This is a genomic window from Chryseobacterium lathyri (assembly GCF_030812195.1).
GTDB classification, from domain to species: domain Bacteria; phylum Bacteroidota; class Bacteroidia; order Flavobacteriales; family Weeksellaceae; genus Chryseobacterium; species Chryseobacterium lathyri_A.
The window spans coordinates 305,657-323,921 of record NZ_JAUSSF010000003.1; the positions used below are offsets into that span (position 1 = coordinate 305,657).

Below are 18,265 nucleotides of genomic sequence, written 5' to 3' on the forward strand. Positions count from 1 at the left end.
TGATTATAAAAAGGCTTCGGCGGGACTTTGTCCCGCCGAAGCCTTTTTATAATTTTAAGTTTAATTATATTTCAGCCCCAACTTCTCAGCTTCTGCAATCACAAACTTTTCAGCTTCTTCCTTATCATTGGGGATCTCACCTTCCAGGATGGCTTCTTTAACTTTTTCTTTGAGGATTCCGATTTCTTTTCCAGGTTTCAGATCAAACATCTGCATGATTTCTTCTCCTGTAATCGGTGGCTGGAAATTACGCACCTGATCTTTTTCCTCCACCTCTTTGATCTTCACTGCTACATATTCAAAATTTTTCTTGAATCTGTCCTGTTTTTTGAAGTTTTTGGTTGTAATATCTGCTTTACACAGGGTGAACAGATCTTCCAGATCTTCACCGGCATCAAATAAAAGTCTTCTCAATGCAGAATCCGAAGCATCATCGGTGATCAGGGCAATAGGACGCGATGAAAGCTTTACCATTTTCTGAACATATTTCATATCGCTTCCCAGCGGCTGTTTCAGCCTATGGAAAAGGGTCTTGACCATTTTTGAGCCTAAAAACTCATGGCCGTGGAAAGTCCATCCTGTTCCTTCTACAAATTTTTTGGTTGGTGCTTTACCAATATCATGCAACAATGCGGACCAGCGTAACCAAAGGTTGTCTGTATTTTCTGAAATATTGTCTACAACCTCCAGGGTGTGATAGAAGTTATCTTTATGGGTCTGCCCTTCCACTTCCTCTACTCCTTTCAGCTCGATCAGCTCTGGAATGATCAGTTTTAAAAGTCCCGTCTCTTCCATCAGGCCTAATCCAACGGAAGGTTTTTTAGACATCATGATTTTATTGAATTCCACCATGATTCTTTCCATAGAAACGATCTTCATCCTTTCTGCCTCCTGTTTTATAGCGTTCAGTGATTTTTCTTCAATGACAAAATTTAATGTTGAAGCAAAACGGACGGCTCTCATCATCCTCAACGGATCATCAGAATAGGTTTGTGCCGGTTCTAAAGGAGTTCTTAAAATACCTTTTTCTAGATCATCAACACCGTTGAAAGGGTCTATCAGCTCTCCAAAATTAGCTTTATTCAAAGAAATTGCCATGGCATTGATGGTAAAATCTCTTCTCTTCTGATCGTCTTCCAGTGTTCCGCCTTCTACTTCCGGCTTCCGGCTGTTTTCTGTATAGCTTTCTTTTCTGGCTCCTACAAATTCCAGCTCGAGATCTTTGTATTTGATCATAGCTGTTCCATACGTTTTGAAGACAGAAACTTTTAATTTAGGATCAATATCATTCGCAACAGTTTGTGCAAGCTCAATACCGCTTTGCTCCGTCACAAAATCAATATCTGTAGATGCTGTCCTCTTCATCAGAAGATCACGGACATAACCGCCGACAATATATACCGACTGATTGTTTTTTTCAGCGGCTTCAGCAATGACCTTGAATAATTTTAAATTTTTATTTTGGGTAAGATTAATTTTCATCGTTAATAAATAGTAGTCTTTTTCTAGCAATATATTTTTCCATTAATCATAATGGGCATGCATTTTATTAATTTTCCCTTCATCATCAAAAAACATAACTTCCACAGCATGCTTATCCATAATAGACCGGTAGAACAATGCCACCGAATTTACTCCCATCGTCGATCTTATCAGTTCAAAATGCAGATCAGGAAACCTATCCAGTGCTTTTCTCCAATATTCGCAGACTGCTTCTTTTCCTTTCAATGTACTCTCTTTTCCACCTGTAGCCAAGGTAATCATTGGTGTTGTCACCGCTACATCCTCGGCATAATGAGACAGTATATTTTCAAGATCATGGGAATTCCAGGCCCGGATCCATTCTTCAGCAAATTTTTGGTGGTTCATGGCATGTTTTATCAGTTGAAGGATGCAAAGATAGAAATTAAAAAAAAGAAATCCTGTCGATATAACATTGACAAGATTTAAAATTGAAATAATTATTGCTGGAGATGCTATTCACGAAGAACCTTAATCCTGTTGTCACTCCATATTTTTATTACTGAAGAACCTGAATATTTCGAAATCTTTTCTCGATCTTCTTCAACCGCATAATCTACCAGCTTAATGATTTCCGGTGAAATATCCGAAAACTTCAAGGGACTTTTATCTCCACTGAAATTGGCAGAGGTAGAAACTAAGGGTCTGTTCAGCTTAGTGATCAGTTTTTTACAGAAATCTGTTTTTATCAGTCTGATTCCTATGCTCCCGTCTTCAGCAAGCAGTTCCTTGGGAAGCCCACGGGGATTTTCATAAACAATAGTTACCGGCTTTTCACTAAGATCAATGATTTCCCAGGCCATTTCAGGAACATCTACCAGGTCCTGAAGCCTTTTTTCAGACTCCACCAGAATGATCATGGATTTGTTTTTTTCCCTTTTTTTGATATCAAATATTTTATTGACAGCTTCTATATTGGTGGCATCACAACCGATTCCCCAGATGGTATCTGTTGGATAAAGAATCGTTCCTCCGGATTTTAATATTTCTATAATGTTTTCCATAATTTAATAAGGTATAAAAACCTGTATAAAGGTAAAAAAACGGGAATGCTCATCCAAAATAAATGGAATAAATGTTTTGTTTTGATGAATATTTTAAATTGGGCTAAAGCCTGAATAATAGGTTTTCTTTTGTTGAATGGGCTAAAGCCCATTTCTATTGAATATATTGGTCTCTTAAAAGTAATGTATAAGCTTTTGACAGAAAATGTATATAAAAATTCAATAGGAACGGGCTTTAGCCCGTTTAAAATAAGGTTCCATAACATTTGGCTTTAGCCAAAACCTATAAGAAATTATTCCTTTCAAGAAATTCCTGATATTCTTCTCTAAAACTTTTTCTCTGATGATGTTTCTCCTGATTCTTAATATATTCTCTCACAGCCTCAATCTTTGACTCCGAAACAGAAACGGCAAAATATTCATCTTGCCATGAAAATTTTTCCCGAGTAAGTTGATTTTTATTAATCCAAAAAGAAGATTCTCCCTTTAACAATTGTACTATTTTTTCCATATTCTGACCCGATCCTAGTGAAATCAGACAATGGCAATGATCTGAATAGCCGTTAACCATATCTAAATAAATTCCTTTTTGAGAAGCATTTTCCTTGATATGTTTCCAGACCTTAATCCTTAAATCAAATGTATCCAGATGTGGAACTCTGTTTTTTGTGGAAAAAACAAGATGAATATAAATTTTAATAAATGACATTTGTGTTGTTTTAACCAAAAATAATATTTTTAATCTATGTTTTGGCTAAAGCCATATATGACTGATTATCCAAAAAAAACGGGCTAAAGCCCGTTCCTATTGAATTTTAAATATCATTCACAATTTATCATCGTTCTTGATTATAAAGCCTATTTCAATCCCGGCAAATATCTCTCCTCAATAATATTCAAATGGTGATAATTATGCCCTACGATCAGTTTCCCGATTGTTTCTACAGTGAGTTGATTTCCATTAGCTGTCCCTATATTAGTTAAAACAGATGGTTCAAGGGTTTCCAATAGAATCTGAGAAGATTTTCTGACAAGCTTATATTCTTCCAGTAAAGATTTCAAAGATCTCTTATCCGCAAAAGAATTGGATGCATATTCTTCCTCATCAAAGCCCGGCAATTCTGCTTTTTCTCCTCTTGCAAAAGCCAGAATTCTGTATTGGAATATTCTTTCAGTGTCTGACAAATGAAGTAGGAGCTCTTTCAATGTCCATTTTCCTTCTGCATAAGCAAAAAGAGACTGTTCCTCCGTAAGATTCGAATACAGTTCTATGGTCTTTTCTCCAGATCTTTTTAATTCTTCAATCCAGTTCTCAGAAGGAATCTGGTCTAAATATCTTTGTACGTATTTTTGAAAATCAGTCATATTTTTTAGTTATAAGTGATAATTGATGTATTGTTAATGACCATTGAGCATTCACAATTGACTATTCACATTTTTAATTTTCCCTGTTCGTCCATTCATAAAAATTCACAGAGTCATACAGTTCGAAGCCACAGGCTGGGTACAACTGATTCCCGACCTCGTTGCTTTTCCCCGTTTCCAAAAGCACTCCACAGGCATTTGATGATCTGCAAAGCTCTTTGGCTTCTTCGATCAGTTCTTTAGAATAACCTTTTCCTCTGTGATTATCGTTGACATAGAGGTCATTCAACAGCCAGTAGCGCTGCATCCTTGTGGATGAGAATATGGGATACAGCTGAACAAATCCTGTCAGTTTGCCATCCTGTTCCACTACAAAAATCTCAGAATCTTTATTCTCTATTCTTTCTTTGAGAAAATTTCCAGCAGCAGGAATATCTGATTCTTTATGATAAAAGATTCTGTACTGGTCAAATAATTCTGCCAATTGATTTAAATCTTCAAAAGTAGCTTTTCTGGTATTTTTCATATTGATTATAAATGATGATCGTAGCTCAATACCCTTTTCATCTTCCACTGCTTATCCTCCATTATCCATAAAATAGTAAATTTTGCCCGGCTCCCCTGATTCCATTTCCCATTGGAAAATTCGAAAAATTCATGTTCTCCTTCTTCTATGAAAGCGTACAGAACATTATTGTTATACAAAGGATATACTTTCATGCTGTTGGGCACAAGATCCCGTTTTACCTTATTGGGACCACCACAGATATTGTTTTTAATGGAAGCGGTAAAGGCTTTTTCTCCGGAAGTGATTCCTCCTTTATCATGATAAAATTCCAGATCATTGCTGACTATAGATTTATAATGAGAAAGATCGCACTTATTAAATCCTATATCAAATATCAGACTGTCCAGCTTTTTAGCTGTCTTATACAGTTCGTCGGTAGTTTTCACCTGTGAATATACCATCTGACTGAAAAAACTTAAAATCAGGAAAAAATGAATCTTTCTCATTATATTTATCTTAAAATGTTAAGAAAACGCTTTCTCAAGATCTGCAATAAGATCTTCAGCATCTTCGATACCAACGCTCAAACGAACTAAATCGTCTGTGATACCCAGCTCCTCACGTTTATCCGCAGGAATGGAAGCATGGGTCATCAGTGCAGGATGATTGGCTAAAGATTCTACTCCTCCTAAAGATTCTGCCAAAGTGAAAACTCTTACTTTCTCAAGGAATTTAACAGCATCTTCTTTTTTACCTGATTTGAATGTGAAGGAAACCATTCCTCCTGATTCCTTCATCTGGGATTTGGCAAGTCCGTATTGAGGGTGAGATTCCAATCCTGGATAGATTACTTTATCAACAGCTGGATGCGTTTCAAGATATTTCGCTACAGCAAGACCATTGTCTGAATGACGCTGCATTCTTAATGCTAAAGTTTTGATTCCTCTTAAAACAAGATAAGAATCGTGAGGACCTAAAATACCTCCACTCGCAAACTGAATAAAGTGAAGTTTTTCACCCAGCTCAGCATCTTTTGTGATTAACGCTCCGGCAATTACATCGGAATGACCTCCTAAATATTTTGTAGCCGAGTGCATCACGATATCTGCTCCCAGATCAATTGGTCTCTGAATGTATGGTGTTGCAAAAGTATTGTCTACAGCAACCAGAATATCTTTCCCCTTTGCTATTTCAACTACCGCTTTAATGTCTACCAGCTTCATCAAAGGATTCGTAGGCGTTTCTACCCAGATCAGTTTTGTTTTATCCGTAATAACATCGGCAATTTTGGAAACATCATCAAAATTCACAAAAGTAAATTTAAGCTGGTATTTTTCAAAAAGTCTTGTGAACATTCTGTAAGTACCTCCGTAAAGATCATCTACTGCTACTACCTCATCACCGGGATTCAGTAATTTCAAAACACAGTCGATGGCAGCCAGTCCTGAACCGAAGGCAAGACCTCTGGCACCGTTTTCAATGCTCGCTAAAGAATCTTCCAAAGCCTGTCTCGTAGGGTTGGCAGCTCTTGAATATTCATATCCGGAATGTATTCCCGGGCTTTTCTGTGCAAATGTAGACGTTAAAAATACAGGAACATTTACAGATCCTGTTGCAGACTCATGATGCTGCCCTCCGTGAATTACTTTTGTATTAAAATTCATAATATTTTTATTTTATAAGCCTCCCATGAAAAAATCAAGGCTCTTTGAAACGTTATCAGATTTTCTTTTCACGTCCAGCTTTCCGTTAAAGGCATAAGCCAGAACGTCTATTTCTTCCGGAACTTTATCGGGAACTGTGGTTGTGAAAGAAACTAAGTATGCGCTGTTTTCGTATTTATCTTTACCCGTTTCTTTCAGTTCTTCAAATTTTCCGTTGATTTTGAGAATTATTTTTTTCAGGGAATCATCTATATAAGCAATATCTAAACCGTTTCCTTTAATGAAATCATCCATACTGGGAACAAGCTCCATGACAGATTCGCCTTCCATATCATGTGGATGAAGGCTTCCCTTTAGCATGTCGGTAGGAATTTCCTTTTCTTTGAATAAGGCAATTTCCATATCCGCGTTTTCAGAAATCTTCTCCGTACCGGACATATCTTTATGTTCAGCCGGAAGTTTTTCTGCAGTTGCGACAGAATCCAGTGTTTTGGTTTCTTTCAGTTCGTTTTTTTTATCGCAAGCGGCTAACAATACCGCTGTACTGATGAGTAAAAGTGCTTTTTTCATATAATTTTGTGATTGGTGCAGAGTTTTGGGATTACATTCTGATAGCTGATTTTACAGCAAATTCATCGGCAATCTGCTCAAGCCACTGTGCAACATCTTCTTCTCCGGTGGCTCTCTGGTAGGTACTCCCTAAAGATACCAAAATCTGGTGAATGAACATCTTCATCTGATCTACCGGCATTTCTTTGGTCCAAAGATCGATTCTTAAAGCTTCCATTGTTTTATCATCCCAAACAGAGATCATCGTCGCTTTCGTTTCCTCTTTTTCCACGCCGCCGTCCTGAGCGTTCCATGTTATATTTTCAGGAATGTGGTTCTCATCCAACTCTACATCTATTGTAATCTGAGTTTTTCTCATATCAATCTAAAATTTTTCCGCAAAGTTAATACTTCTTCAGCTTATCTAAAATTTCTACGAAGTTTATCTTCATCAGGAAATGCTGATTAATGTAAAAAATTTCACATCATTAAGATGAGAAGAATGCCGAGTTTTTTTAAACAAAAAAAACCTCCAAATTACTCTGAAGGTTATTATATTTTTGACCGTTACGGTGTCTTCGGTTTATAAACCGCTTCATTAAAAATATTAGTAGCATCAAGCTTTAAAAAATCAACCAGTTTAGTTTCAGGTTTTTTCCTGAAATAGGCTTTACAAATCTGCCATCCGGTAAAGATTCCGATCTGAGGTGAAGATTCGTTATCAATTTCCGTATAAAATTTTGAGAATGGTCCCGGAGAAATGAAACGCTCCACCAGCCTTGGATCATCTCCAAAAATCAGGTTACTTTCTACAAAATAATTCCAGATATTGGCTTCATTGGCTACAGCCCAGTCGTATTGCTTTTTGGTATAATTCATTTTCAGATAATCTGGTGTATCCGGAAGAAAAGCATCCTGAAGCATCATGATTTTTCCGTTCAGAATGACTTTGTCTATGAATTTCTGGTGATCAGGAGATTCTGTGACAATACGCTCCGCAAAGATCTGTGAAACTTTGGGAACAATATTCTGCGGGTTCATCGATTTCTGAAAATACAGTTCAAGGCCTTTGTAATTGGCATTGCCATCCCCCATAAATCCGGTAATATCTATGAACAGAAGATTCCCTTTTGAATCATAAAAAATAGGATCCTGAACCATCTGAAGGGCTGATGAAAAAAGGTAAACCTTGGGACTTCTAAACTGTGGGAAATAGTATTTGATATGAGAAAAAAGATCCTGAAGTTCCTTCTGAAGTTTTGCCTGGTCTATTTTACCGGCTGCTTCTTTATAAATCTTGATTTCTTCTGCATCCGATCTTCTTTTACCGAAATCCGCATCGGAAACGGTTCCCTGGAACCAGGGAAACTTAGCCTTGAATTGGTCCAGAGGAATATCCTGATTATAAAATTCTTTGGAAATATCCGTTATCACAACTTTTTCAGCGGGTTCTTTTACTTCTACTTTCCACTGGTTTTCGGGTTCTTTTTTACAGGAACCCAAAGCGAGAACTAAAATGGAAGAAAGGGCAATAATTCTAAAAATCTTCATTATTTTTACATGAAATTTAAGTGTACAAAAATAAGGATTAAAAACACAATCGATAATGAAAATTAAAATATTTGCAACCTTCGGCCTTATTATTTCAGGATTTTCTCTGTTCTGTTCCCAAAAACTTAATTTTAAGGATCAGAACTTGGAAAAAGCGGTTCTTGAAAATTTTGACCTTAATAAAAACGGCTCACTGGAAAAACTGGAATCCGATATGGTCACCAATCTGTTTCTGGTTCAAAAAGGCATTACATCAGCTGATGATCTGCTTCTTTTTGGCAATGCTAAAATGATTGTGCTTGATGATAATACCATTTCGAATGTTTCTATTACAGGTCTCCCTCATCTTGAGCTGTTTTCCTGCACAGGCTGCAAGATATCTTCTTTCAGGGCAGAAGGTCTTAAAAACCTAGGTTCTCTGTATCTCGACAACAATCTTCTGGAGAGCATTTCATTAAAGGAAACTCCAAGAATTGACCAATTAACATTATCTTTAAATCAACTAAAAACAATTGATACCGCTCCTCTCAAAAATTTAAGAAAACTGAATATCGAACACAATAAGATCCGGAAGCTTGATATTTCCGGAAATCCGGGTCTTCAAACGCTGAATGTAGGCGGGAATATGATGAAAGAATCAGACATTAAAAAAGGGATGAAAACTGATATTACTATTTTCGGAGCTGAACAATAACGACTGCCATGAAACTAGAAACAGAAAGACTGATTTTAAGAAAATTTGAGGAAACTGATGTTGAACGGATGTTCCTTCTGGACTCTAACCCGGAAGTGATGAAATACATCGGCGTTCCAGTACTCAAAGAACAGAGTGAATCATTAAAGGTCATCAAAATGATTCAGAAGCAATATGAAGAGAACGGCACAGGAAGGCTTGCTGTCATTGAAAAGGAAACCGGACTTCTGATCGGATGGAGCGGTCTTAAACTACTGACCGAAGAGATCAATGGTTATAAAGATATTCTTGATCTCGGCTACCGTTACCTCCCTGAATCATGGGGGAAAGGCTACGCAATGGAAGCCGCAAAAGCATCCCTGAAACTTGGTTTTAATGATATGAATGCTGATGTGATCTATGCACATGCCCATTCCGGGAATGAAGGCTCCAACCATATTTTAAAGAAATTAAGCTTTGAGAAAACCAGTGAATTCACGGAACCCGATGGGATCTGTAACTGGTACGAACTCAGACGTGAAAAATATCAATAATAATATGCTGACGATACGACAGGAAGAGGAAAAAGATCACAAAAAGGTATCCGAACTTACGGAAGAAGCTTTCAGAAGCATGGAACACAGTGACCATCAGGAACATTTCCTTGTGGAACAATTAAGAAGTTCTGATGCCTTCATTCCGGAACTTTCCCTTGTTGCTGAAACTGAAAACGGTGAAATTGCAGGCCATATTTTGTTCACAAAACTTAAAATAGAGAACGGCTCCGAAACTTTTGAGTCACTGGCTCTGGCTCCTGTTTCCGTACGATCTGAATTCCAGAATCAGGGAATCGGTGGGCAGCTGATTCGTCACGGACATTCAGTTGCAAAAAAATTAGGGTACAGCTCGGTTATTTTAATCGGACATGAAAATTATTATCCTAAGTTTGGTTACAAAAAAACCAGTAATTTTGGAATCTCTTTTCCGTTTGAAATTCCTGAAGTTAACGGAATGGCTGTAGAGCTCACAAAAGACGGATTAAAAAATGTAAAAGGCGTAGTAAAATACCCTAAGGAATTTGGAATAGACTAAAAAAATAAATAATGCAGACCCAAAAAGTAATAGATCATATTGTAGCATGGTTAAAGGATTATGCTGTAAAAGCTAATGTAAAAGGATATGTAATAGGTGTTTCCGGAGGTGTGGACTCCGGGGTGGTTTCTACTCTGGCAGCAATGACAGGTTTAAAAACGCTTCTGATCGAAATGCCGATACGTCAGAAACCTGACCAGGTCAACCGTGCCTGGGAGCATATGAATGATCTGAAATCAAAGTTTCCTAATGTAGAAGCAATGTCTGTGAACCTGACGCCTGCTTTTGAGGAGCTTTATAAAACATTTGATGTAAAGGATGACCTCTATCCTAATGAAAAACTGGCTTTTGCCAATACAAGAGCACGTCTGAGAATGCTTACCTTATATTATTATGGTCAGATCAACAGTCTTCTGGTATGCGGAACGGGAAATAAAGTGGAGGATTTCGGAATCGGATTTTACACAAAATACGGAGATGGCGGCGTAGATGTCTCTCCTATTGCAGATCTTTATAAAACAGAGGTATATACACTGGCAAGAGCTTTGAACCTGGTTAAGAATATTCAGGAAGCAATTCCTACAGACGGCCTTTGGGATGTAGACAGAACGGACGAGCAGCAAATCGGGGCAACTTATCCTGAATTGGAAAAGATCCAGAAAGAATATGGAACCAAGACTGCAGATGATTATGAAGGCCGTGATAAAGAGGTATTCTTAATTTTCGACAGAATGCACAAAGCCGCCAAACATAAAATAAATCCTATACCGGTCTGTAACATTCCTGAAGAATGGAAAAATGATTAGTTTTGAGCTATAAATTTTATATATGAACGGTAAAATAAGATCGGTATTCTTTATTTGTCTGGGACTCCTTTTCGGAATGTCCGTGATGTATGTTTACAATAATTTCATTGCAAACAAAAAAGGAAATACAGAGACAGTAAAAACAGAAACTACCGGCTATGGAAGTACATCTCCGGATTCCCGGAGTAACAATACAAACCCTTCCTCCCAGCCTATTGATCAGCTGACAGAGGAAAAAACTGTTATTAATTATGTAAAGCAGAATCATAGACTTCCTGAATATTATATCACTAAAAATGAGGCAAGAAAACAGGGCTGGAATGCTTCAAAAGGAAATCTTTGCGACGTATTGCCAGGCAAGGCTATAGGCGGAGATAAGTTCGGGAACAGAGAAAAGAAGCTTCCTCAGAGTGAAGAATATTATGAAGCTGATGTGAATTACAGCTGTGGAAACAGAAATGCAGACCGGATCATCTTCACTAAAAACGGTGATGTTTATCTGACCAAAGACCATTATAAGAGTTTTGAGAAGCAGTAATTTGTATGTCCTCGTGGTTACATTATTCTTAGCATTTTCATGCTCAGAGAAGCCGCCACGACCCATAGATAGCAGTCAACCGATGACCATACTGATTCAACCATTCAAAGACTTCAACTCTGAAACCGTTACTGAAACAGCGAAAAAAATAAGAAAGATTTATCCTAATGTGAAAATTCTTAATACGATTGATCTTCCAAAAAATGCTTATTACAGGGATAGAAACCGCTATAGAGCAGATTCTATCATTAAATTTTTGGACAGCAGGACCAAAGAAGGGTTTGTAACCATCGGGCTTACCTCAAAAGACATCAGTGTCACCAAAGGAAAAGTAAAAGACTACGGAATCATGGGACTTGGATACAGACCTGGAAAGGCTTGTGTAGCCTCTAAATACAGACTGAATAAAAATAATACTGATGATCAGTTCTTTAAAATAGCTATTCATGAGTTAGGGCATACACAAGGACTGAAACACTGCCCTGAAAAAACTTGTTTTATGAGAGATGCAGAAGGTGGAAATCCCACTGATGAAGAAACTGATTTCTGCCATAAGTGTAAAACTTTTTTGATCAATAAAAACTGGAAATTTAATTCTATATGAAGACAATATATATCGATTTTACAGACATAGGCGATTACGAAGATTTCTATGCCCAATTAAAGGAAAAAGTTACCCTTCCAGAACATTTCGGAGATAATCTGGACGCACTTTCCGATATCATTACCGGAGGGCTGGAGCTGCCGCTTCACATTGAGTTCGTCAATATGACGGTAGACCAGCTTGATATCTTTGAAGATCTTCTGACAACTCTTGAAGATACAGAAGATGAAACAGAAGATTTCAGCTTTACCTATTATCTGGAGCAGTACGAGGACGAAGAGGGTGAAGATCCTGAAGAAGAAGAATAATTTCAATTCAATAAAAACAAAACTCGCAGAAAATTCTGCGAGTTTTTTGGTCAAGTCTTTTTAAGTGTTTCTAATTTTACTTTTACTGCCTGATAAATTTAAAACTTTGCGAAGTTTCCCCCTTCACGAAAATCTGCAGAATATAATTTCCTTTTGATAAAGAAGAAACATCTATTCTGTCTTCTACGGCAATGTCTGTTTTCACTTTCTGACCGACCATATTGTATATTTCCACCTTATCAATCCTGTTGATTCCTTTGAAATAAAGAATATCTTTTACCGGATTCGGATAAATAGATATGTTATTATTATTTCTTGTGCTTTCATTAGTAGAGAGTTGTATTTTCGAAAGATCCAGAAAAAATGCAACAATCTGGCTGGATGCATTGGTTCCTATCCCGGCGATCCTTTTGCCATCCCCGGATATTGCCAGAGGAAGTGCCATATTTACGCCTTGTGTATTGATTCCCAAGCTCACAGCATAATCATTAAGGTTCACCCGTCCTCCTGCCGCTGTCCATATAAAGCCTTCTCCAGACATTGGAGGGGCCCCAAAAGCTCTGAAAAATCCGATTACTTTTTTACCGTCGGCAGAGATTCCTGTTGCACCCCCTCTGAAGAAGACTGAGGAATTTGGATGGGTTATGTATGTCAGGCCGCTTACACTATTCCATACATAGGGATCGGGCATAGCGGAACCTATGATCGTTGTTCCGTCGGCAGAAACATCACCTGCTTCGCCTACGTAATCACCATTACTGTCTGTGATAAAACTTTCTACTCCGTTTACCCATTTTGCTCCACTTCTGGTTCCATCAACCTGATCTTGCCAGCCGACAATCACAGATCCGTCGGAATTAACGGCGTTGGCTCTGGAACTTCTGTTGGCCACTATACTTCCGAGATCAGTCACTCCGCTTGCAGCATTCCACTTTACGGCATGTGCACTTCCGGCAGTCACCCACCCCAGTCCTACAATGGTATTTCCGTCTGAGGTCATTCCCCACGTAGAACTTACGTGACCGTCCCAACCTGTAGTAACAAGTCCTCCATGGTTAGTCCATGATGCAGACGCTGTACTGTAGGTAGATATTTCATTAAATCCTGTCGCTGCGTTGGTCATGGAAGAACCTATTTTAGTTCCATCAGCTGTAATCAGTGTTCTTCCCGCAGCAGGATATCCGTTAGAGATCGAGCCGATCTGAACAAGACCAGTCAGCTCATCCCATTTAAAAATCTGACCGGCACTTGTATGCATGCTGACAATTCCACCATCAGAGATGCCTCCTACTGTATAATTTCCTATCGCCATTACAGTCAGCTGGGCATCAGTCACTGCAAATCCAAATAGAAAGCAAGTATATAAGGCTTTCATTGAAATCTTGTAAATCTTTTTCATAATTACTTAAATTTAATATTTTGAATTGGCTGAAACAATATTAATATTATATTTACTTTTTCAAAAGAATTTGGCTTACATAATTCATGAAATTCAAAAGAGTAAAAAATATAAATCACTAAAATACAACCCTATAACAAAAATCTACCTTGAAGACAGATCATAAAGAAGCTGTAAGAAACAAAAAAAAATTATTATTTTGTCAGAATATCTGGATTCAAAACATTAAATTTCTGTTCGCTATCCTGTGTTCAGTTTTTATCCAGGGACAATCGGGACCCGACTTCAGTATTTTAGCTGACAAAGCTTTTCAGAAGTTATATCAAAACCCTGATGAATGCATCAGCTATTCCCAGAGTCTGCTCATAAGTGATCAGAATCCGGAGCACAGAATAGTACTCCAGAATATCATTTCCCAAGCATATGCTATGAAGGGAGATTATGTACAATCTGTTAATATTTATAGCCAGAAGGAAGATTCGCGGGAAAAAGAAAAGCTGTCCTATTTCCTCCAGGCCGCCGGTGATTACAATCTTGCCGACCAATATCAGAATCTGGATCTTTACAGCCAGTCACAGCAGATTATTTCCAGACTTTTAGCTGATCCAAAATTATTAAATGGCGATAATCCAAGGATCAATGTGATTACGGCTAAACTTTACCAACTACAGGCGCTTAACTTCGGGATTAACAGGAATTATAATGATGCTCAGAAAAACCTCAGCAAAAGCAATCATTATCTCGGCTTTAACAATCAGGAAAACAGGGTCCTTGAAATAGAGAACAAAATTTTCAGAGCTTCTTTTTTAATGAAACAAAATAAATTGGAGGAAGCCAAATCCATTCTGGAAAGTACGCTTGTTTTTATTGACAAAAACAGGAATTATTATTTTCTTCAGGCATTGGCTTACGAAAATCTGTCACGCTATTATTTTTTAAAGGAGGACTATCATGCCGCTGTCGAAGTTCTTGAAAAGGGATTTTCCAGGATAGAAAACCTCCCGTACAACAGTTTAAAAGTAAAAATCTATGAATCTTTGTCCAAAAATTATTTAGCTCTTCGCAACGATGAAAAATATCATCAGTACAACAAACTTTATACTGAACTCCGGACTAAAATAGACTCAAACACTAAGGAAGGCATCCGTTATATTGTAAAGTTGGTGGAAACCAATCAGAATAACAATCTTGAGTTTCAAAATCAGAAACAGCTGAAAAAGATAAGCTGGATTTCCGTAGTATTCCTGATCATTATCATCGGACTTCTGGCCTGTTTTCTGATCCTGAAAAGCAATCATAAAGATCTCAAAAAGCAGTCTGAATTTTTTGAAAAACAGAAAAAGCTGGAAGTGGTATCTCAGAAGGTCATTAAGGATATTCCCAAGCAGGCAGTTGTTATCATTAAAACCACTGAAAAAGACCTGAATAAAATTTCCAAGGAAAAGGAAGATGAAATCCTACAGAAACTGGAAGAATGGGAAAAGCAGGAGCGTTACCTCGACAGAAGCATGACGCTTTCTGTACTCTCTTCACAAATGGGCGTGAATACAAAATATCTTTCTGAAGTAATCAACAGCAGTAAAGGGAAAAATTTCAACAGCTATATTAACGAACTAAGAATCAATCATATTGCCCGACTGTTGAGAACAGATCCTGTTTATCTTAACTATAAGGTCAGCTATCTGGCAGAATATTCGGGATTTTCTTCACACAGCGCCTTTGCAACGGTATTTAAATCAATAACCGGAATGTCCCCGAACGTTTATATCCAGGAAATCAGTAAAAGCAGAGCATTATGAAACTTGTATTAAAAATCATTCCCGTAGTTTTTCTGTGTCTTCATATTCTAGTTCCCAGCCAAAAAATTACTTTTGACTCTCTGATGAAAAAAGCCCGCCTTGAGATCTATGATAATCCGGACAATGCCATCAGAATTGGAAAGTATCTTATTGAAAAAGAACATGAGGTTCACAGGCAAATCAGCATTTATCAGCTGCTTTCTACTGCCAATATTGCAAAAAGGGATTTCGACCAATCTTTACTGTATCTTTTAAAAGCTAAAGAAACTGCACAAAAGACAGATGACATGAAGGTCCGCACCAGCATTCTGATATCAGCCGCCATACAGTATCAGCAGATGGAACTCTTCAGTAAAAGCCTAGAAACCCTTAACGAAGCAGATCAATTTCTGGCTAAACTTCCGGATAACCTGCCTGAAAAGCAGATTGAAACGGCAAGAAGCTATGCTATCCGCGGAATGATCTATAAAAGCCAGTTGAATCCTGAAATTGCCCTTGAAAAGTTTTTGACCTCCATTCAAAATTTTAAAAAGGTAAAACATAAACAGACGACTTATTCCAATATGAGTGTGGTCTATTATAACATTGGCTATTGCTATCTTAATCTGGCTCAACATGAAAAAGCCCATCAGGCATTTATTCAGTCTGCAGAATATGCGCGAAAAAACAAAGCGAAAAGTCTGGAAGCATTTGCTTTAAAGGGAACGGCTGAAATGTATAAACAGAAGAAAGAACATGAAACAGCTCTTCAGTTATTGATCAAAGCTGAAGACCTCAGCAAAAACACCGGCGATCTTATCCTCAATGAAGGCATATACAAAGAAATGTCTGAAAATTACCTGGCTATAGGGAAACCAAATCTTTACCAGAAATACAGTAAAAAATATTTTGAAATGCGTTTTCAGCATGAGCAGAACGAGCTCAGCTCCATCAACCATTCGATTAGCGACCATAACCTTGAAACTCTTAAGAAAAGCAGTGAAATGAAAGCTCATTATCACTATATCACAGCAATTATTGCAGTTTTCGGCGCCCTCATCATTGTCCTCTTACTTTTTTTAATCTTCAGGATAAGGAAACAGAATTTAAAATACAGGAGGGAGATTCAGAGGCTGATAAGATCGTAGATGAAAATAAAAAAAGCATTCCTTTCAGAATGCTTTTTATGATTATCTTCCAATGACTTCTATAATTGGGTTTCCTATATTTCCGCTCGGGAACTGAATTTTCAGTAATGATGAAATGGTAGGTGCAATATCTGTCATATTATAAGCTTGATTGCTTTCTCCTTTCTGGATTCCCCATCCCATAAAGATCAATGGTATGTGTGCATCATAAGAATTCCATACGCTGTGTGTGGTTCCTGTCTTGGAATAAGGAGGAAGCATGGAATCGTGAGAGATCAGCTGGATATCGCCGCTTCTCTGTCTGTTGATTCCGTTGATTATTCTCTGCTTGATCGGTTCCGGGATAGTTGCTTCCTGAACTTCATCCACAGATACCGCGTACAAAACAGTAGGATCTTTCTGTAGCTCCTTGATTGTGAAGTCTCTCAGGTCATTCAGTTCAATTTTATTATCCTGCATCAACTTTCTGTCAAAATAGATCTGATAGTTGTCTACTGCATTGATCAATTTATCAAATCCAAATTTATCCTTCAGCTTCTGATTGATATCTTTTTCCATTCCTTCTCCAAAGAATCCTGTAGCAATTTTATGTTCTTTCAGGAATCCTACAGAATGAGCTCCACCGTGGTCAGCAGAAAGGAAAACGGTGTACTCTCCTTTTCCTACCTTTGAATCCAGATAACTGAAAAACTGAGCCAGATCCTGATCCAATCTTAAATAAACATCTTCCACTTCAATAGAGTTCGGTCCGAACTTATGACCTGCATAATCTGTAGAAGCCAGGTTGACCGCTAAAAAGTCAGTAATCTGATCACTTCCTAATTTTTCACCTTCTACAGAAGCTTCTGCCAGTTTCAGTGTGAGCGTGTTTCCAAAAGGTGTATAGCGGATATTATCCTTTTTTGCCTGGTAATCCTGTGCTAAATTACTGTAGGGGAAAACAGGGGCCTTTGCACTACCTAGCAGTCCTTCCCAAGAAGAATTGTCAGGAGAACTTTCTGTATACTGATTTATTGGAAGCAGAGTATTCCAACCATTTGCAACTAATTTTTCAGGCAGGTTCTGCGAATTGAAAGATTTTACCCATTGAGGGAGATCATTCATATACCATGTACTTGTAATAAAGTTTCCGGTACTGTCATCAAACCAGAAAGCTCCGTTCGGAGTATGACCAGCCGGAAGGATGGACGCACGGTCTTTTAATGAAACTCCTATCACTTTTCCCTGGAAATTGGTAGCCAGTCTTAATTCATCCGTTACCGTTGTTGACCAAAGGTTTTTTGGAGAATGACTTCCTACTTTTGTATTGGCTGTTCCTACAGGCTGAACGCTTTCATCTGTTGTACAGTAAACGTTTTTTCCTGTTTCTTTATCCGTCCAGTCGTTCCCGGCAATACCATGGATCGCAGGTACGGAACCTGTATAGATGCTGGTATGTCCCAAAGCCGTAACAGTAGGTACATAGTTGATATGCACGTTATTTAAAGAATATCCTGTATTCAGAAGTCTCTTGAAACCATCGTTTCCGTATTTACTATAAAAACGGTACAAATAATCCCACCTCATCTGGTCTACCACTAATCCTACGACTAATTTGGGTCTTTCTAATTGAGAATTTTTGTTCTTCTGAGCATTGATTGTAATTACGGACAATAAAGCTGCTGCCGCAATTGAAATTTTCCTAAGCATCTAGTAAATTTTTGTTGACCACAAATTTACGGGTTTTGAAAGTTTTGGAGTGTGAAATTTTCTTTAAA

The 18,265-nt window shown here is 37.8% G+C and carries 22 protein-coding genes; 9 read left to right on the top strand and 13 right to left on the bottom strand.

The window, feature by feature from the left end; all coding sequences use genetic code 11:
- Nucleotides 1–60: 60 nt before the first annotated feature.
- From J2T03_RS16525 to gldB, 11 genes are all read right to left on the bottom strand, one after another.
- The gene (locus J2T03_RS16525) at nucleotides 61–1,482 is read right to left on the bottom strand and encodes a CCA tRNA nucleotidyltransferase (protein WP_307212743.1); all 1,422 of its coding nucleotides are present in this window, start codon (nucleotides 1,480–1,482) and stop codon (nucleotides 61–63) included.
- Nucleotides 1,483–1,524: 42 nt separating this feature from the next.
- Nucleotides 1,525–1,869, bottom strand: coding sequence for a nuclear transport factor 2 family protein (locus J2T03_RS16530; RefSeq protein WP_307212745.1), 345 nt, complete (start codon nucleotides 1,867–1,869; stop codon nucleotides 1,525–1,527).
- Between the two features lie 107 nt (nucleotides 1,870–1,976).
- A complete protein-coding gene (locus J2T03_RS16535) occupies nucleotides 1,977–2,525 on the bottom strand; it encodes an L-threonylcarbamoyladenylate synthase (protein ID WP_306843528.1) in 549 nt (182 codons plus the stop codon).
- A gap of 283 nt (nucleotides 2,526–2,808) precedes the next feature.
- Nucleotides 2,809–3,234 (bottom strand): IS200/IS605 family transposase, encoded by a 426-nt coding sequence (gene tnpA / locus J2T03_RS16540; protein ID WP_307212748.1) that lies wholly within the window; start codon nucleotides 3,232–3,234, stop codon nucleotides 2,809–2,811.
- Nucleotides 3,235–3,383: 149 nt separating this feature from the next.
- The gene (locus tag J2T03_RS16545; protein ID WP_306843525.1) at nucleotides 3,384–3,890 is read right to left on the bottom strand and encodes a DinB family protein; all 507 of its coding nucleotides are present in this window, start codon (nucleotides 3,888–3,890) and stop codon (nucleotides 3,384–3,386) included.
- A gap of 73 nt (nucleotides 3,891–3,963) precedes the next feature.
- Nucleotides 3,964–4,416: a GNAT family N-acetyltransferase gene (locus J2T03_RS16550; RefSeq protein WP_307212750.1), complete on the bottom strand. Its 453-nt coding sequence runs from the start codon at nucleotides 4,414–4,416 to the stop codon at nucleotides 3,964–3,966.
- A 5-nt stretch (nucleotides 4,417–4,421) separates the two neighbouring features.
- Entirely contained in the window at nucleotides 4,422–4,904 is a 483-nt protein-coding gene (locus tag J2T03_RS16555; protein WP_307212752.1) for a DUF4440 domain-containing protein, read from the bottom strand.
- A gap of 18 nt (nucleotides 4,905–4,922) precedes the next feature.
- Nucleotides 4,923–6,062 (bottom strand): cystathionine gamma-synthase, encoded by a 1,140-nt coding sequence (locus J2T03_RS16560; RefSeq protein WP_307212754.1) that lies wholly within the window; start codon nucleotides 6,060–6,062, stop codon nucleotides 4,923–4,925.
- A 12-nt stretch (nucleotides 6,063–6,074) separates the two neighbouring features.
- On the bottom strand, nucleotides 6,075–6,632 hold the full coding sequence (locus J2T03_RS16565) for a hypothetical protein (RefSeq protein ID WP_307212756.1): 558 nt from the start codon (nucleotides 6,630–6,632) through the stop codon (nucleotides 6,075–6,077).
- Nucleotides 6,633–6,663: 31 nt separating this feature from the next.
- A complete protein-coding gene (gldC, locus tag J2T03_RS16570) occupies nucleotides 6,664–6,990 on the bottom strand; it encodes a gliding motility protein GldC (RefSeq protein ID WP_116010852.1) in 327 nt (108 codons plus the stop codon).
- Nucleotides 6,991–7,178: 188 nt separating this feature from the next.
- Nucleotides 7,179–8,162 (bottom strand): gliding motility lipoprotein GldB, encoded by a 984-nt coding sequence (gene gldB, locus J2T03_RS16575; protein WP_307212759.1) that lies wholly within the window; start codon nucleotides 8,160–8,162, stop codon nucleotides 7,179–7,181.
- Between the two features lie 55 nt (nucleotides 8,163–8,217).
- On the opposite strand from gldB, the gene J2T03_RS16580 reads away from it, so the two are divergent.
- The 7 genes from J2T03_RS16580 to J2T03_RS16610 all read left to right on the top strand — a co-directional run bounded on the left by J2T03_RS16580 (nucleotide 8,218) and on the right by J2T03_RS16610 (nucleotide 12,183).
- Nucleotides 8,218–8,856 (top strand): leucine-rich repeat domain-containing protein, encoded by a 639-nt coding sequence (locus J2T03_RS16580; protein ID WP_307212761.1) that lies wholly within the window; start codon nucleotides 8,218–8,220, stop codon nucleotides 8,854–8,856.
- An 8-nt stretch (nucleotides 8,857–8,864) separates the two neighbouring features.
- Nucleotides 8,865–9,389, top strand: coding sequence for a GNAT family N-acetyltransferase (locus tag J2T03_RS16585; protein WP_307212763.1), 525 nt, complete (start codon nucleotides 8,865–8,867; stop codon nucleotides 9,387–9,389).
- A 4-nt stretch (nucleotides 9,390–9,393) separates the two neighbouring features.
- Nucleotides 9,394–9,927 carry a GNAT family N-acetyltransferase gene (locus J2T03_RS16590; protein WP_307221110.1) on the top strand — a complete coding sequence of 178 codons (534 nt, stop codon included), beginning with the start codon at nucleotides 9,394–9,396 and terminating at the stop codon, nucleotides 9,925–9,927.
- Nucleotides 9,928–9,938: 11 nt separating this feature from the next.
- The gene (gene nadE / locus J2T03_RS16595) at nucleotides 9,939–10,733 is read left to right on the top strand and encodes an NAD(+) synthase (RefSeq protein WP_307212765.1); all 795 of its coding nucleotides are present in this window, start codon (nucleotides 9,939–9,941) and stop codon (nucleotides 10,731–10,733) included.
- Nucleotides 10,734–10,755: 22 nt separating this feature from the next.
- Nucleotides 10,756–11,271, top strand: a complete 516-nt coding sequence (locus J2T03_RS16600) for a ribonuclease domain-containing protein (protein ID WP_307212767.1) — start codon at nucleotides 10,756–10,758, stop codon at nucleotides 11,269–11,271.
- Between the two features lie 82 nt (nucleotides 11,272–11,353).
- Entirely contained in the window at nucleotides 11,354–11,875 is a 522-nt protein-coding gene (locus J2T03_RS16605) for a matrixin family metalloprotease (RefSeq protein ID WP_307212769.1), read from the top strand.
- Complete coding sequence (locus J2T03_RS16610; protein WP_307212772.1) at nucleotides 11,872–12,183, top strand: barstar family protein; 312 nt, start codon at nucleotides 11,872–11,874, stop codon at nucleotides 12,181–12,183. Before J2T03_RS16605 ends, J2T03_RS16610 begins: the two co-directional genes overlap by 4 nt.
- An 82-nt stretch (nucleotides 12,184–12,265) precedes the next feature.
- Here J2T03_RS16610 and J2T03_RS16615 read toward each other — a convergent pair whose 3' ends face one another.
- Complete coding sequence (locus tag J2T03_RS16615; RefSeq protein ID WP_307212775.1) at nucleotides 12,266–13,582, bottom strand: T9SS type A sorting domain-containing protein; 1,317 nt, start codon at nucleotides 13,580–13,582, stop codon at nucleotides 12,266–12,268.
- 149 nt (nucleotides 13,583–13,731) lie between these two features.
- On the opposite strand from J2T03_RS16615, the gene J2T03_RS16620 reads away from it, so the two are divergent.
- Nucleotides 13,732–15,381, top strand: a complete 1,650-nt coding sequence (locus J2T03_RS16620) for a helix-turn-helix domain-containing protein (protein ID WP_307212777.1) — start codon at nucleotides 13,732–13,734, stop codon at nucleotides 15,379–15,381.
- On the top strand, nucleotides 15,378–16,508 hold the full coding sequence (locus J2T03_RS16625; RefSeq protein WP_307212778.1) for a hypothetical protein: 1,131 nt from the start codon (nucleotides 15,378–15,380) through the stop codon (nucleotides 16,506–16,508). The genes J2T03_RS16620 and J2T03_RS16625 overlap by 4 nt, the downstream gene beginning before the upstream one ends.
- A gap of 42 nt (nucleotides 16,509–16,550) precedes the next feature.
- On the opposite strand, the gene pafA is transcribed toward J2T03_RS16625, so the two are convergent.
- Nucleotides 16,551–18,197, bottom strand: a complete 1,647-nt coding sequence (gene pafA, locus J2T03_RS16630) for an alkaline phosphatase PafA (protein WP_307212780.1) — start codon at nucleotides 18,195–18,197, stop codon at nucleotides 16,551–16,553.
- Nucleotides 18,198–18,265 lie beyond the last annotated feature (68 nt).

Bases quoted from the DNA above. Each gene is read 5' to 3' on its own strand.
- J2T03_RS16545 (WP_306843525.1), bottom strand. From the start codon at position 3,890: ATGACTGATTTTCAAAAATACGTACAAAGATATTTAGACCAGATTCCT.
- gldC (WP_116010852.1), bottom strand. From the start codon at position 6,990: ATGAGAAAAACTCAGATTACAATAGATGTAGAGTTGGATGAGAACCAC.
- J2T03_RS16585 (WP_307212763.1), top strand. From the start codon at position 8,865: ATGAAACTAGAAACAGAAAGACTGATTTTAAGAAAATTTGAGGAAACT.
- J2T03_RS16565 (WP_307212756.1), bottom strand. From the start codon at position 6,632: ATGAAAAAAGCACTTTTACTCATCAGTACAGCGGTATTGTTAGCCGCT.
- J2T03_RS16605 (WP_307212769.1), top strand. From the start codon at position 11,354: ATGACCATACTGATTCAACCATTCAAAGACTTCAACTCTGAAACCGTT.
- J2T03_RS16550 (WP_307212750.1), bottom strand. From the start codon at position 4,416: ATGAAAAATACCAGAAAAGCTACTTTTGAAGATTTAAATCAATTGGCA.
- nadE (WP_307212765.1), top strand. From the start codon at position 9,939: ATGCAGACCCAAAAAGTAATAGATCATATTGTAGCATGGTTAAAGGAT.
- J2T03_RS16555 (WP_307212752.1), bottom strand. From the start codon at position 4,904: ATGAGAAAGATTCATTTTTTCCTGATTTTAAGTTTTTTCAGTCAGATG.
- J2T03_RS16530 (WP_307212745.1), bottom strand. From the start codon at position 1,869: ATGAACCACCAAAAATTTGCTGAAGAATGGATCCGGGCCTGGAATTCC.
- gldB (WP_307212759.1), bottom strand. From the start codon at position 8,162: ATGAAGATTTTTAGAATTATTGCCCTTTCTTCCATTTTAGTTCTCGCT.
- J2T03_RS16590 (WP_307221110.1), top strand. From the start codon at position 9,394: ATGCTGACGATACGACAGGAAGAGGAAAAAGATCACAAAAAGGTATCC.
- J2T03_RS16525 (WP_307212743.1), bottom strand. From the start codon at position 1,482: ATGAAAATTAATCTTACCCAAAATAAAAATTTAAAATTATTCAAGGTC.
- tnpA (WP_307212748.1), bottom strand. From the start codon at position 3,234: ATGTCATTTATTAAAATTTATATTCATCTTGTTTTTTCCACAAAAAAC.
- J2T03_RS16560 (WP_307212754.1), bottom strand. From the start codon at position 6,062: ATGAATTTTAATACAAAAGTAATTCACGGAGGGCAGCATCATGAGTCT.
- J2T03_RS16535 (WP_306843528.1), bottom strand. From the start codon at position 2,525: ATGGAAAACATTATAGAAATATTAAAATCCGGAGGAACGATTCTTTAT.
- J2T03_RS16625 (WP_307212778.1), top strand. From the start codon at position 15,378: ATGAAACTTGTATTAAAAATCATTCCCGTAGTTTTTCTGTGTCTTCAT.
- J2T03_RS16615 (WP_307212775.1), bottom strand. From the start codon at position 13,582: ATGAAAAAGATTTACAAGATTTCAATGAAAGCCTTATATACTTGCTTT.
- pafA (WP_307212780.1), bottom strand. From the start codon at position 18,197: ATGCTTAGGAAAATTTCAATTGCGGCAGCAGCTTTATTGTCCGTAATT.
- J2T03_RS16580 (WP_307212761.1), top strand. From the start codon at position 8,218: ATGAAAATTAAAATATTTGCAACCTTCGGCCTTATTATTTCAGGATTT.
- J2T03_RS16600 (WP_307212767.1), top strand. From the start codon at position 10,756: ATGAACGGTAAAATAAGATCGGTATTCTTTATTTGTCTGGGACTCCTT.
- J2T03_RS16610 (WP_307212772.1), top strand. From the start codon at position 11,872: ATGAAGACAATATATATCGATTTTACAGACATAGGCGATTACGAAGAT.